The following is a 14,458-nucleotide window of genomic DNA, read 5'->3' on the forward strand; positions in this document are numbered from 1 at the left end:
TCGGACATGATATTTAGATATCTGTATATTTCCGTATCTCCGCTGATGAGAAGTGATTGCTAAAAACATGTTAGTCAGGGGTAAAATTCTCTGGTTGAGGCTTTGGCGTCAGTTGCTTCGACCAAAGCGCTTTGCTTTTTTAGAAGCTTGCTTGATTGGTTTAGTTTCTGGATTAGCAGCAGTTCTATTAGGACAGACAGTAGACTGGGCAGGTGCATGGCGAGTACGTGTTTCTTATCATTGGCCTGCGTACTTAGTGCTACCAGGTATTGGACTGGTAGGAGGAATTTTAGCTGGTTGGTTAGTGGAGCGCTTCGCCCCTGAAGCATCAGGTAGCGGCATGTCGGAAGTGAAAGCAGTATTGGCTCGCGTACCGATGCCGTTAAATCTGCGGATTGCTTTGGTCAAGTTGGTGAGTGCTACACTCGTGCTTGGTTCTGGAATGCCTCTAGGACGGGAAGGGCCCACTGTGCAAATAGGGGCTGCTTTGGCTAATCAATTGAGTAATTGGGTGCCGACTTCTCCAGAACATCGTCGCCAACTCATCGCCGCCGGAGCCGGGGCTGGGTTAGCTGCGGCTTTTAATGCACCGATCGCAGGTGTACTTTTTGTCGTAGAAGAATTATTACAAGATGTTTCAGGCATTACTCTTGGCACTGCGATTTTAGCTTCTTTCATCGCTTCAGTTATCTCTCGACTCTATGGCAGTCACAGCTTAGATTTGAATCATCTAAATTTAGTACTGCCAGATACAACCTTCTTCGCCCAGGAAATCCCTTTCTACCTCATATTAGGAGTGTTGGCTGGGTTATTGGGCATTGTCTTTAATCAGGGTGTTCTTGCCAGTCTGGCAATTAACCGCCGCGTACTAAACTTGAGTTTACCTTGGCGAATTGGAATTGTTGGGTTAGTTACTGGTGTTGCGATCGCTTTATTGCCCGTAACTTTTCGCAATAATGCCGGACTGAGAGAAATTTTACTTGTGGGTAATGCTGACTGGGTATTTGCAGCGATCGCTCTTTTAGTCCAATTTACCCTCATTATTGTCACTTACGGTTCTGGAGCGCCAGGGGGTTTACTAGTTCCCACTTTGGTGTTAGGAGCTGCCCTTGGCTATTTGGTGGGTACTGCACAAGAGCATTTGCTGGGAATGAGTGCTGCAACAACCTATGCTCATGTGGGTATGGCTGCGTTTTTTAGCGCCGTCTCCAAAGTACCAATTACAGCAGTAATCATTGTGTTTGAAATGACAACAGATTTTAATCTGGTGTTACCGTTAATGATTGTGTCTGTAGTTGCCTATTTAGTGGCGGAAAAAATTGACAAGCGATCGCTCTACGATCTTCTACTAGAGTGGAAAGGAATTCACATTACAAAAGAACCAACTACAGAGGGGCTTTTAGCACAATTAACCGCCGCAGATGTCATGCAACCGCGTGTTGAAACCCTATCTAGTCAGATGAGCGTTGATGAAGCAGTACAGGCATTTTCTCAATCTCACCATCGCAATTTCCCTGTTTTAGAAAATGGTAAAGTCGTAGGCATTATCACCCAAAAAGATTTAATTGATATTGCCTCCCAACAGTTAAGTGGAGATAGAACTGTCAGGGAAATTATGACACCAGAGCCAGTAACAGTCAGTCCCACAGCGACACTAGCCTATGTGCTGCACATACTCAATCGCTATCACCTCAGCTGCTTACCCGTTACAGAAGGCCGAAAACTAGTAGGAATTATCACTCGCAGCGATATTATCCGCACAGAAGCAGAACGCCTCAGTGGTAATACTGAACAGATAGAACCAAAATCAGCACCTTCTTATGTGGTTTACCAAACTCATGCACCAGCCACAGGCAAAGGAAGGCTATTAGTACCGCTGTCACATCCCCAGACAGCCGAGACTTTACTACAAATGGCAGTAGCGATCGCCAAAGATCGCAATTACGAAATAGAATGCTTGCAAGTGATTATCGTTCCATCTAGCCGCGTCCCATCTGAAACACCAGTAGAAACCACCAAAAGCCATCATCTTTTGCAAAGGGCAACACTATTAGCAGAAAAATGGCGAATTCCCATCCACACCCAGATCCGAGTTGCCCATAATGTTGCTGAGGCAATTTTGGAGACTGTAAAAGAACGACATATTGACTTAGTATTGATGGGTTGGAAAGGTACTACATCAACACCTGGTAGAGTTTTCAGCAGAGTAGTAGATACCGTCATTCGACAAGCACCTTGTGATGTTGTTCTAGCTAAATTCGATGATAAAAGAGCTTTCGATCGTTGGTTGCTGCCAATGGCAGGCGGCCCCAACTCCAGACAAGCAATTAAATTATTACCTGCCCTGACTTCTCTAAGTACATTCCCGCAAATCAATGTATGCCAAGTATTCCAATCTCCCGAATCTTTACCCGATACAACATTACTAGATAAATCTGTTCGCTTTCTGCAACGTAGAGTTAAAGGTAAGGTAACAGCTACACCAGTCCTAGCTGATTCTGTTCCTGAAGCTGTACTTCAGTGTGCCGAACAAGAAAATAGTGATGTGATTGTTTTAGGGGCTAGTCGCGAAAGTTTACTACAACAGGTTATTCAAGGAAATATTCCAGAGAATATTTCTCGCAAAAGTAATTGCACAGTGATTATGGTGAAAACTTAATGCTGTTCGTGGGGAATGGGGAGATGGGGAGTGTGGGGAGTGTGGGGAGAGGGGGAGATNAGATGGGGAGATGGGGAGATGGGAAGATGGGGAGATGGGGAGATGGGGAGATGGGGGGACAAGAGAAACAAGGGAAAGAACTTTTCACTTGTACCTATTGCCTTCTAACTCTTAACTCCTAAATTTCTAACTCTTAACTCCTAACTCCTAACTCTTAACTTGTAATGGCTAGTGGTTGTAAGGACGATAATTTTGGACGAAGAATATAGGGATCGATGCCTGCTTTATGTGCCACTAATATGCCCACTGCCTCTAAATATGAGTTTACCTTTATGGCTTTGATCCCCAAAGGTCGGGGAGGAACTTTTATAACAGTTTTATTTTCTTCTACTGTAATTATTTGGCATCGTGTTTGGCTGAGGCTGAGTAAGGCGCTACTACCACAGGCGTTTGCAGGCACGATGGCAGCATCTACTTCATCTGCCCAGATATCATCTTGTTTTAATCCTATCGCTTTTCTTTGGATAAATTGTGGGGCGCGACTCAAACCGACGAGAACGCATGGTAAAAATGTGTAACCCAATTCCTCAGCTGCGGAACGGGGTGATAAGTCCGGTTCTGGGGGAGTGCTAGCGAGAGCAGGTGAATGAGCGCAAGGAATTTGAAAGGTTCGTACTAGTAAATGGCTAATTACGGCTTCTGCGCCGGCTATGGAATCAACTCCTTCACCTTGGCGGTATTTTTGTAGTGCTTCCTCATCCATATCATCTGGGAAACGGGCGACAACTGCGATCGCTTCTGCCCCGGCTTTTTTAATCAGTGTTTCCCCTGCCCTTAACAAGCTATCCGGGTTACCAATTGTCCCCCAACTTGCACCCGATGAAGTAGTCCGTAATTCTACATTCAATGGTGCATCTGTAATTACATAATCTGTTAAAGTCAATCCTAGTGTGGCTCTAGCTGCGTCTGCTGCTTGCAAATGTCTGAGGCGTAACTCTGGCTCAATACCTTGGTCTAAAAGTAAACCTATCTTATTATTCCGCACTGGACGCAAACCCCAACATCCGGCGGCAAATTTATCGAGTCCAAAACCTTCAACATAGAAAGCATTGGGGAGATTCCAGTACAAACTTGCGCCATTGAGGACATTGGGGTGAGTAATCAGGCGATCGCAAACCTGTGCTACAACTTTAGCAACAGGCAAAGCATCACCAGCGTAACCGCCAATAGCAGCCCCAACACCAGTTGGTACGATTAAAATAGCAGTGTATGGATGCATAATTATGGGCATTGGGCATTGGGCATTGGGCATTGAAAGTTAGGAGTTGAAAGTTAGGAGTTAGGAGTTAAGAATTTTTTCCTCTGCTCCCCATACTTCATGCTCCATACCCTATGCCCCATGCCCGACTCTAACTCTCGACTGTCGTCACAACGGCTTCAACTTTAGCCTTTTGCTGGGCAACATCTACAGAGGTAACAGCCCAACGCAGGGGTTCCCCTTGTTTTTTTAACTCTGTTTCAATTGTTTTGAGTAATTCTGCGGGAGTCTCTTGCAGGTCGATTTCTGCGGTAATAAAATGAGTTGTCATAGCCCTAAATCCTGTTAATTTTTAGTTTATACAATAGCTTATCAGGTGCAATGAAATACTGATATGATTTTCCAGTTTTTGTAATCATGGGAGTGAACAGTCATTCAGCTATCAATAAATCAATAGACTTTTTCCAGAAGTCGGGAAAAGTGGAAAGGTTTGTTATTTTTCCTTTTTCCACAAGAGTGCAAAAGTTCTTTTTGCAAAAGTTCTAACATCTATACTGATAACTGTTCACTCACAAAATATTTCAACTTTATGGTGTACGCAACTTCAGTTTTAAAGCCAACCATAAAGCTTGTTCTACTCGTAAATTCTCAATCCTGAATCCTGAATTCTGAATTCTGAATCCTGAATTCTGAATTCTGAATTCTTCTCTAATTACTAGTCTTTGCCAAATTGCAATTGATAAAGTATGTCTTCTTTTTCAGTCTCGATTTTCAAATCAGAAAGGGGTTTAGCAACACAAAGTAATACATAACCTTGTTTTTGTAAATCTGGACTCACACCCATGCCATCAGCTTGATTTACACTACCCTGGCTGATTTGACCGGCGCAAGTTGTACAAACCCCTGCATGACAAGAAGCCGGCAATTCTAAACCCGCAGCTTCGGCCACTGATAAGATGGTTTCATTTTCGGGGACTTGCAAAGTATGAGTTTGACCTTGGTGATGAATTTCTACGGTGTAAGTTTTGGGCATATTGAAAAAAAGTTTTAAGCAAGGGGCAAATTTCTTAATATATCGGAATTAGTTAAAAATATCCAGATATCACCATAAAATTTTAGGTTAAACAGTGATAATTATAACAACTATAATTGCACTCACCAAGAAACTTTGGTCATCAATGTTACAACGTTGACTCTTAAGGTTACAACATCAAGCCTTAAGGTTACAACATGAAGCCTTAAGGTTACAACATGAAGCCTTAAGGTTATAACATTAAGTCTTAAGGTTACAACATGAAGCCTTAAGGTTACAACATGAAGCCTTAAGGTTATAACATTAAGCCTTAAGGTTAAAGCGATCGCAGTTGATTGCAACTAAAGGACTTGCGGTAAAACAGTGTACCAAAAGAGCGGGCTTTTCTACCAGACGGTGCGCCCACGACTAACGTTCAGCCCTTGAATTCCAGCCAGTGGGTTGAGTGTAGTCGAAACTCACAATTAAGTAGGTCAACTTAATTAAACATAAAACAATGGTAGGGTGCGTTATCGCAAAGCGTAACGCACCTCAATTGCTATAGTACAGTCTACAGAGGTGCGTTAGCCTACGGCATAACACACCCTACATTTATTGACATCTACGTATGACGTTTTTTTAGGTTGAGCTACTTATTAGACCTCTTGCAATCAATTGCTTTTTGGACTCTTGTGTAAAGGGGAAAGGGAAAATACCAAACCGTTCCCCGGTTGGTGAGCTTGTCGAACCATTACCCTTCCCCTTTTCCCGACTTCTCTTAGAAGTCTATTGTAGGTTTCGTACAACTTAAACTCAACCTTTGATGATTAAAATACGAAAAATCACGGACATAAATCAAAAATTTTGCTACGAAAAATGTGCTTTTTGCTGAACCAGAATCCAGGTTAATTGAGACAAAATAGCTTTGTAAAACTTTTAAAAGTGTAAATTTATGACTCGAAGAAAACGTAGTTCCCGAATTCTAAAAAAAGCTGAATTTAGAGTTGCGGGGCTGAAAGCTATCGATCCAAATATCAATTTTGATGATACTTACAACTTGCAAAACTTAAATCAATTAATAAACAGTTTTCACAATATGCTTGATGAGTATAACGCTGCTATAGCTATGATTGACTCTTCTAGAAAAAAACTGGATGAGATGGAAAAAACCTTAAGTCATGTTTCAGACAAAATGCTCATGGGGGTTGGTTTCAAGTACGGTAAAAACAGCAATGAGTATGAACTTGCAGGTGGCGTTAGAGACAGCGAACGTATCCGTAAAAGTAGATTGACACGCTTGAAATCTAATACAGATAAAACATCAGATGAAAATGCAATAACCGCCACGCCTTAACGGTAAATCAAAAGTCAAAAGATTTATAGAATCTGCTTTTAACTTTTGTAGAATGGGAACTGTAAAAATTCAAGATGTCCAGTCCCCGACTTATCAAATAAGTCGGGGATATATTTCATTACAAATGATTTACGACTGCTATATAATAAAATTTTGCATTAATTCCAGAACTTCCACAATCTTAACATCGAATGACCCGTTTCATACACGATAAATTTGCCAAAGACTATCTTGAAGAATTACTAAAAAACTACGGAGAAATCAAAGCATCAGAAAAAGTTTCAGGAGAGATTAAAGAAATAGATGTTTTATTCACTCCTGTCAAACAGCAAAGCTCTAATATAGAAATACTAGGTTTGTTAGGAAGATTTGCAGAACATCCTGCACTCATAGAACCCTTCCGTAATCCAGCTTCTATCGATGAAATATGCGACTGTATTCTAAAATTATTAGAAGTAAAGGCTCTTTTACGACGAGAAGCTAAAACCAATAAAACTAAACTCCAGGACTCAGAAATTCCTAAATTGTGGATTCTGACACCTACCGTATCTGAAACTAGGTTGTCTAGCTTTGGAACTATGCAACAAGCAGGTTGGTCACCAGGAGTACATTTTCTGCCAGATGCCTTGCGGACAGCAATTGTGGCGATACATCAACTACCGCCAACACCGGAGACTTTATGGTTGAGGCTTTTGGGTAGAGGAAGCGTGCAGTCACAAGCAATTATTGAGTTGCAGACCTTACCATTAGATCATCCATATCAAAAAGCAACCCTGGAATTAGTTTACAACTTGCGTGAAAATTTAAGAGTAAATCAAGAATTAGAAGCAGACGATCGGGAGTTAATTATGCGACTAGAACCACTTTATCAAAGAAACAGAGAACAAGCCAAAGAAGAAGGCAGACAAGAAGGAAGACAAGAAGGCAGACAAGAAGGCAGACAGGAAGGCAGACAAGAAGGCAGACAGGAAGGAGAAAGAGATTTGATACTGCGTCTACTTAATCGCCGTATTGGTGAAATTAATGCGTTATTAATCGAGCAAATTACAGGATTATCAATTGAACAATTAGAAAACTTAGGAGAAGCGTTATTAGATTTTTCTAGTATTGCTGATTTAGAAGTTTGGTTAAATCAACAATCAGAATAAATTCTCAGTAAATTAATTTATAACTAAGGTAGAGTTTACAGCAACACTTAGAGGTTGTTTTGAAAGTGGTTAGCTGTGACTTTAGGCACTTATCGATCCCCCCTAACCTTTCTTAAAAAGGAAGGAAACAGAACCAAAGTCCACGCCACGTGCTTCTCTACGAGACGCTTCGCGAACAAATCGGCAGAGCCGCCCAACGCAGTGGCTCCCCTTTTGAAGGGTGATTTAAGGGAATCTAAAAGTATTTTCCACATCACTAAGGAGTTTTAAAAGATCCTCTAAACGAGTTTATTCGGAGTCTATAAAAAGTGAAAAATATTTGAGAGACGATAACTAAACTTTCAGTATAAAACTAAATTGCTAATAAGCTATTACTAGTAAAGCTTTGAGTAATAAAAGTAAGGTAAACTTTTATAGCAAAGTCTTGCCTAAAAATATTTCATAATTAAGAGTAGAACAGGCCAACGGAGAATACAAAAATGCTAGAACAATACCGTCAACACGTCGTCGAAAGGGCAGCATTAGGAATTCCCCCCTTACCGTTGGATGCGAAGCAAACCTCAGAATTATGTGAATTACTGAAGAATCCGCCCAAGGGTGAAGAAGATACATTATTGCATTTATTGAGCGATCGCGTCCCCCCCGGTGTCGATGCAGCGGCTTATGTGAAAGCTGGATTTCTTACAGGTATTGCCAAAAAAGAAATCACTAGTCCTTTAATTTCCCCCATACAAGCGGTGCAATTGCTGGGCACAATGGTGGGTGGTTATAACGTGCAAGCTTTAATTGATTTGCTGCAATTGCCCACCGTATCGGTATCCGACTCTTCCGAAACTCCTTTGGTAATGGGAGGACAAGGAAAGGAACCCATCGCCGCCTACGCCGCCAATGCCTTAAGTAAAATTTTGTTGGTATACGATGCTTTCCATGATGTTTTGGAGTTATCGAAAACCAATCCCTATGCCAAACTAGTAATTGACTCTTGGGCGGAAGCTGAGTGGTTTACTGCCCGCCCCACTGTACCAGAAGCGATTACTGTTACAGTTTTTAAAGTCCCTGGGGAAACCAACACCGATGACTTATCCCCCGCCCAAAGCGCCACAACTCGCCCGGATATTCCTTTACACGCCTTAGTAATGTTAGAGTCACGGCAACCGGGAAGTTTAGAAACCATTGCCGAACTGAAAAAGCAAGGACATCCTGTGGCTTACGTGGGGGATGTGGTTGGTACTGGTTCCTCGCGGAAGTCTGCTATCAATTCGGTGTTGTGGCATTTGGGAAATGATATACCTTATGTGCCCAACAAACGCGCAGGGGGGTATATTTTAGGTGGTGCGATCGCTCCAATCTTCTTTAACACAGCTGAAGATGCCGGTGCTTTGCCTATCCAGTGCGATGTCACCAAACTAGAAACAGGCATGGTTATTACCATCCACCCATACAAAGGCGAAATTACAAACGAAGCAGGGGAAGTTATTTCTACCTTCACCCTCAAACCGGATACCATCCTCGATGAAGTCCGCGCAGGTGGACGCATCCCCCTACTCATCGGGCGTACCCTCACCGATAAAACACGCCAAGCCCTTGGTTTAGAACCCAGCAATGTCTTTATCCGTCCCCAACAACCAAACGACACAGGCAAAGGCTACACCTTAGCACAAAAAATGGTTGGTAAAGCTTGCGGCTTAGCTGGCGTGCGTCCCGGTACATCCTGCGAACCCATCATGACCACCGTTGGTTCCCAGGATACCACAGGCCCCATGACCCGCGACGAATTAAAAGAACTCGCTTGTCTGGGTTTCAGCGCAGATTTAGTAATGCAGAGTTTCTGTCACACAGTAGCTTATCCCAAACCAGTAGACATTAAAACCCACCACGATCTCCCCGACTTTTTTGCCCAACGTGGCGGCGTCGCCTTGCGTCCCGGCGATGGTATCATCCACTCTTGGTTAAACCGGATGCTGCTACCAGACACCGTGGGAACTGGCGGCGACTCCCACACCCGCTTTCCCTTAGGAATTTCCTTCCCCGCCGGTTCTGGGTTAGTAGCCTTTGCTGCGGCTTTGGGCGTGATGCCTTTGGATATGCCAGAATCAGTTTTGGTAAGATTCAAAGGTGAATTACAACCCGGTGTCACCCTGCGGGATATTGTCAATGCCATTCCCTACGTAGCAATTCAAAAAGGTTTGCTAACAGTGGAGAAGCAAAACAAAAAAAATGTCTTCTCCGGGCGAATTTTAGAAATTGAAGGTTTGCCAAATTTAAAAGTTGAACAAGCCTTTGAACTCGCCGACGCCACCGCCGAACGTTCTTGTGCAGGTTCCACCATTAAATTGAGTGTAGAGACAATTTCAGAATATTTGCGTTCTAACGTAGCACTTTTGAAAAACATGATAGCACGGGGCTATCACGATGCCCGTACCATCCTCCGGCGCATTGCCAAAATGGAAGAATGGTTAGCAAATCCCGTGTTATTAGAAGCCGACGCCGATGCCGAGTATGCCGAAATAATTGAAATTGATTTGAACGAAATCAAAGAACCAATTGTTGCTGCTCCCAATGACCCCGATAATGTTAAATTATTATCGGAAGTTGCTAACGACCCAGTGCAAGAAGTATTCCTGGGTTCATGTATGACAAATATTGGTCATTATCGAGCAATGGCGAAAGTTTTGGAAGGTGCTGGTGAAGTGAAAACCCGGTTGTGGATAGCACCACCAACCCGCATGGACGAACACCAATTAAAAGAAGAAGGAGTGTACGCCATTTTTGGGGCTGCGGGTGCGAGAACCGAAATGCCAGGATGCAGTTTGTGTATGGGAAATCAAGCGCGAGTCGCTGATGGAACAACAGTATTTTCTACCTCTACTCGCAACTTTAATAATCGCATGGGCAAAGATGCCAGAGTGTATCTTGGTTCAGCAGAATTAGCCGCAGTTTGCGCGCTATTAGGACGCATTCCCACAGTAGCGGAATATTTAGATATTGTGGCGAAGAAAATCGATCCTTTTGCTGATAATTTGTATCGCTATTTGAACTTCGATCAAATTGCTGGTTTTGAGGATGAAGGGCGCGTGATTTCCAAAGAAGCACAAGCTTTATTGGTGTAATTTTAAATTAGGTGGGCTTTTTTAGCTCACCTTCAATTGAATGTGTTGGAAAACTCACAAAAATTATATGAATACTTCATCAGCAAATTCAAATATCTAGAATAAAGTCGATTTTCTTAGATAAATATTGAATGCAAATCAAAGGATAACTTCAAATATTAAAAACTTATTATTTGCTATGAAGATATGATTTTAAATCAAAAATTAGCAGAAACTTGATAATATGAATTAATGACTGTAACCTGAATTGAAAATTAGTTACAGCCTGATTCAATACCCTATAAAATCAGCTTTAAACCAAGGAAAGTAATCTAGTTAAATATTGATTATCCATTGCAGCTAGAAATTATTTGTTTTTTACTCCTACCTTCACTCGTTTCTCTTTACCTAATAGATTAACTGCAATGTGGCGCAGAAGTGCAAAATTTTGTGGTGCGTTATCTTTTCTTATACGACAGTCATCTGCTCTTTCAGAGCCGCTTCGCGAACATTTAATCCTACGTCCAATATCCAATGTAGTGAATTTTCAATTCCCCAATGGCTACGAATAGAATTAGCAAACTTTTGGGCGTTATCCTCCAGGCTACTAATAAAATAACGGGTTTCTACCGTTGTCTCGCCATTTAATTCCCGTACAGAYTCCACCATGCCTATGCTATTTAATTTTGTCCAGACTCAATCTGGGTCAAGCTTTTCTTCAATATTAGATAACATTAGATAATGACGTATTTCGTCTTCCATCTGTGCAAAGTGAGCCAGCGCGTTGGGCGGCTTTGCCGACTTGTAGCGACTGGCGGTCAGTAATCGTAATTCTGGGCTTAAGCTTTACGCTTTTTGGTGCTTGATTTTACTTTTACAATGACTTTACCATCAAAGCCTCATTGCTCAACCTCCATCCCAGAGTGCGATCGCTATCTTTCTCTATTTCTTAGTAAACTTGTACTATATTTAGATGCGTTCGCCCTGATTTCGTCTTCCATCTGTGCAAAGTGAGCCAGCGCGTTGGGCGGCTTTGCCGACTTGTAGCGACTGGCGGTCAGTAATCGTAATTCTGGGCTTAAGCTTTACGCTTTTTGGTGCTTGATTTTACTTTTACAATGACTTTACCATCAAAGCCTCATTGCTCAACCTCCATCCCAGAGTGCGATCGCTATCTTTCTCTATTTCTTAGTAAACTTGTACTATATTTAGATGCGTTCGCCCTGCACATACAATAACCTGTAGGAGCGAACGGCTGTACCCTGCGGGAAGGCAGAGCCTACGCTCTGACGCTTGTATTTGTATCATTTATAAAGTGAAATGGTATTAGGAGTGATGATTAATATTTCTATGACTTATTACGTAATCTACGACGGAAATTGTAACCTCTGCGTTACCTTAGTGCAATTACTAGAAACCTTAGACCGAGGAAAGTTGTTTCAATACACTCCCATGCAAGATGAAGAGAAACTTTTGCAATGGAGAATTACAGCCAAAGATTGCGAACAGGGAATGATTTTAATTGATGGTAGCGATATCTCTAGGCGTTGGCAAGGTAGTGATGCAGCAGAAGAAATTGGGCGGTTATTGCCATTAGGAAGTGTATTTGTAGATGCTTATCGGGCGTTACCGGGGATGAAATGGGCAGGCGATCGCTTTTACGAACAAATCCGCGATAATCGTTACACTATCTTTGGCAAGCGTTCTAGTATTTACCAATCAGCATACTGTGTTGATGGCAGCTGTAAGGGGTAGGGGATGGGGGGATGGGGGGATGGGGAGACAAGGGGGACAAGGGGGACAAGGAGAATAAATTCTGATTTTCCAGTCATCAGTCATCAGTCAACTGTCATCAGTCATCAGCCACCAGCCAACACCAAAAAATGTTCAATAACTTAATTTATCATTAGACAGAGTTTTGTAGTTCTAAATTCAGTCCTTTGATACTAGTAAAAAGTCCAGTGGAACCACCATGATTCTATTTGTTTGGCGTGTTGGTCAAGAGTGTGTGACAACATGAAATTACTAGACGCCAAAATCCGGTACACAACCTGATTGAAGGGGGAAATCTGCGTGAGAATTGGTGCTCATTATTTGGGTAACGGAGAGTGTGAATTTACAGTTTGGTCTCCGACGTTAGATAGCGTTGCTGTGCAAATTTTGACGCCAGAACCGCAGGTAATTGCGCTTAAACCTCAAGCAGAGGGATACTGGCAGACGAAGGTGAATGATGTGTATCCAGGTACGCTTTATAAGTATGTGCTGAATGGAGAAAATGCTTTCCCCGATCCAGCATCGCAGTATCAACCTGAAGGTGTACACGGGCCATCTCAAATTATAGATCCTCAGTTTCAGTGGACTGATGAAGGATGGGCTGGAATTCCTGTGGAGTCGATGATTTTCTACGAACTTCATGTGGGGACATTCACCCCTGAAGGCACTTTTGCTGCTATTATTCCCCGTCTCCCGGAATTACGAGAACTGGGAATTAATGCCATTGAAATCATGCCGATTTCTCAGTTTCCCGGAGATACCCATATTGAGCCTGCTTTGGCATACCGTAACTGGGGGTATGATGGCGTTTATCCTTATGCTGTGCAAAATTCCTACGGAACTCCAGCTGATTTAAAAAAATTGGTGGATGCTTGCCATGAAAATGGTATTGCTGTTGTGCTGGATGTGGTGTATAACCACTTTGGGCCAGAAGGTAATTATATTGGTCAGTTTGGGCCATACTTTACCAAAACCTATAAAACGCCGTGGGGCAATGCGATGAATTTCGATGATGCCCTGAATATGGGCGTGCGAAATTATTTTATTGAAAATGCGATTTATTGGTTGGGTGAATTTCATATTGATGCACTGCGGTTAGATGCAATTCAAGCAATTTATGATTTGGGAGCAAAGCATTTTTTGTGGGAATTAGCAGAAGCAGTTCATCATTTTTCCCAACAAGGGCAAAGATGGAAACGTCATTTAATTGCCGAAAGCGATTTAAATAATCCGCAAATCATTCGTCCGGTGGAATTGGGCGGATATGGAATCGATGCCCAATGGAGTGATGATTTTCACCATGCCTTACATACACTTTTAACAGGCGATCGCCAAGGATATTATCAAGATTTTGGAACATTTGCTGACTTAGCAAAAGCTTATCAAGATACTTTTGTTTATGATTGGAAATACTCGGTGGATCGCAAACGATATCATGGTTTATCTTGCAGCGATCGCCCTTTATCACAGTTTTTAGTCTGCATCCAAAATCACGACCAAATCGGCAACCAAATGAAAGGAGAACGCCTCAGTGCGCGCGTCTCTTTTGAAGGATTAAAATTAGCCGCCGGCGCTGTGTTACTCTCACCTTATTTGCCTTTATTATTCATGGGCGAAGAATACGGTGAAACCGCACCATTCATTTACTTTGTTAGTCACTCAGACCCAGATTTAATTCAAGCAGTTCGAGCCGGACGCAAAGAAGAATTTGAACCATTTCATTATGAAGACGATCCCCCAGACCCAGAATCCGCAGAAACATTTTTACAGAGCAAACTCAACTGGGAATTACGCCATGAAGACAATCACAAAGTTTTATGGAATTGGTATCGTCAATTAATTAATTTACGCAAAACTCATCCAGTACTTCTTAACCAAGACCGCAATTCTATCCAAGCCACTAGCGATGAAGACAAGCAATTAGTTATCGTTCGTCGTTGGAGTGAAACGAGTGAATTAATATTTGTATTGAATTTTAACTCGTCTCCAGTGACAATAACTTTGCCAATTCAAAACAAAGCTCACAAACTATTAGATTCAGCAGACACCTCATGGTCTGGGCCTGGTTCCCAAGCCCCTGAATATCTATCTGCGGGAGAAGAAATTAAACTACAACCCATTAGTTTAGTACTGTATGAAAGGGAGTAGGGAAATAAGGAGATGAG

Annotated in this window: 9 protein-coding genes and 1 pseudogene; 6 read left to right on the forward strand and 4 right to left on the reverse strand. The window is 42.2% G+C overall.

Translation table 11 applies throughout. From position 1 onward, the window contains the following. Nucleotides 1-67: 67 nt before the first annotated feature. Nucleotides 68-2,659: a chloride channel protein gene (locus tag VF06_RS23600; protein WP_099072618.1), complete on the forward strand. Its 2,592-nt coding sequence runs from the start codon at nt 68-70 to the stop codon at nt 2,657-2,659. Nucleotides 2,660-2,873: 214 nt separating this feature from the next. Here VF06_RS23600 and VF06_RS23605 read toward each other — a convergent pair whose 3' ends face one another. The 3 genes from VF06_RS23605 to VF06_RS23615 all read right to left on the reverse strand — a co-directional run bounded on the left by VF06_RS23605 (nt 2,874) and on the right by VF06_RS23615 (nt 4,950). After that, nucleotides 2,874-3,938 (reverse strand): DUF3326 domain-containing protein, encoded by a 1,065-nt coding sequence (locus VF06_RS23605; RefSeq protein ID WP_099072315.1) that lies wholly within the window; start codon nt 3,936-3,938, stop codon nt 2,874-2,876. A gap of 130 nt (nt 3,939-4,068) precedes the next feature. Then, nucleotides 4,069-4,248, reverse strand: coding sequence for a DUF8621 family protein (locus tag VF06_RS23610; protein WP_099072314.1), 180 nt, complete (start codon nt 4,246-4,248; stop codon nt 4,069-4,071). A 384-nt stretch (nt 4,249-4,632) separates the two neighbouring features. After that, entirely contained in the window at nt 4,633-4,950 is a 318-nt protein-coding gene (locus tag VF06_RS23615) for a 2Fe-2S iron-sulfur cluster-binding protein (RefSeq protein ID WP_099072313.1), read from the reverse strand. 931 nt (nt 4,951-5,881) lie between these two features. Between VF06_RS23615 and VF06_RS23620 the strand changes: the two genes are divergently transcribed. The 3 genes from VF06_RS23620 to acnB all read left to right on the forward strand — a co-directional run bounded on the left by VF06_RS23620 (nt 5,882) and on the right by acnB (nt 10,541). After that, nucleotides 5,882-6,283 carry a hypothetical protein gene (locus VF06_RS23620; RefSeq protein WP_099072312.1) on the forward strand — a complete coding sequence of 134 codons (402 nt, stop codon included), beginning with the start codon at nt 5,882-5,884 and terminating at the stop codon, nt 6,281-6,283. A gap of 191 nt (nt 6,284-6,474) precedes the next feature. Further along, entirely contained in the window at nt 6,475-7,431 is a 957-nt protein-coding gene (locus tag VF06_RS23625; protein ID WP_099072311.1) for a DUF4351 domain-containing protein, read from the forward strand. A 479-nt stretch (nt 7,432-7,910) separates the two neighbouring features. Continuing rightward, on the forward strand, nt 7,911-10,541 hold the full coding sequence (gene acnB, locus VF06_RS23630) for a bifunctional aconitate hydratase 2/2-methylisocitrate dehydratase (RefSeq protein ID WP_099072310.1): 2,631 nt from the start codon (nt 7,911-7,913) through the stop codon (nt 10,539-10,541). A 346-nt stretch (nt 10,542-10,887) separates the two neighbouring features. Here the strand turns inward: acnB and VF06_RS42890 are convergent. Next, nucleotides 10,888-11,276, reverse strand: a pseudogene (locus VF06_RS42890) (ISAs1 family transposase); the annotation flags it as partial. Nucleotides 11,277-11,870: 594 nt separating this feature from the next. On the opposite strand from VF06_RS42890, the gene VF06_RS23640 reads away from it, so the two are divergent. After that, nucleotides 11,871-12,275, forward strand: coding sequence for a thiol-disulfide oxidoreductase DCC family protein (locus VF06_RS23640; protein ID WP_099076587.1), 405 nt, complete (start codon nt 11,871-11,873; stop codon nt 12,273-12,275). 318 nt (nt 12,276-12,593) lie between these two features. Beyond that, the gene (treZ, locus tag VF06_RS23645; protein WP_099068185.1) at nt 12,594-14,441 is read left to right on the forward strand and encodes a malto-oligosyltrehalose trehalohydrolase; all 1,848 of its coding nucleotides are present in this window, start codon (nt 12,594-12,596) and stop codon (nt 14,439-14,441) included. Nucleotides 14,442-14,458 lie beyond the last annotated feature (17 nt).

The sequence above is a fragment of the Nostoc linckia z4 genome (genome assembly GCF_002608075.1).
Taxonomy (GTDB): Bacteria; Cyanobacteriota; Cyanobacteriia; order Cyanobacteriales; family Nostocaceae; genus Nostoc; species Nostoc linckia.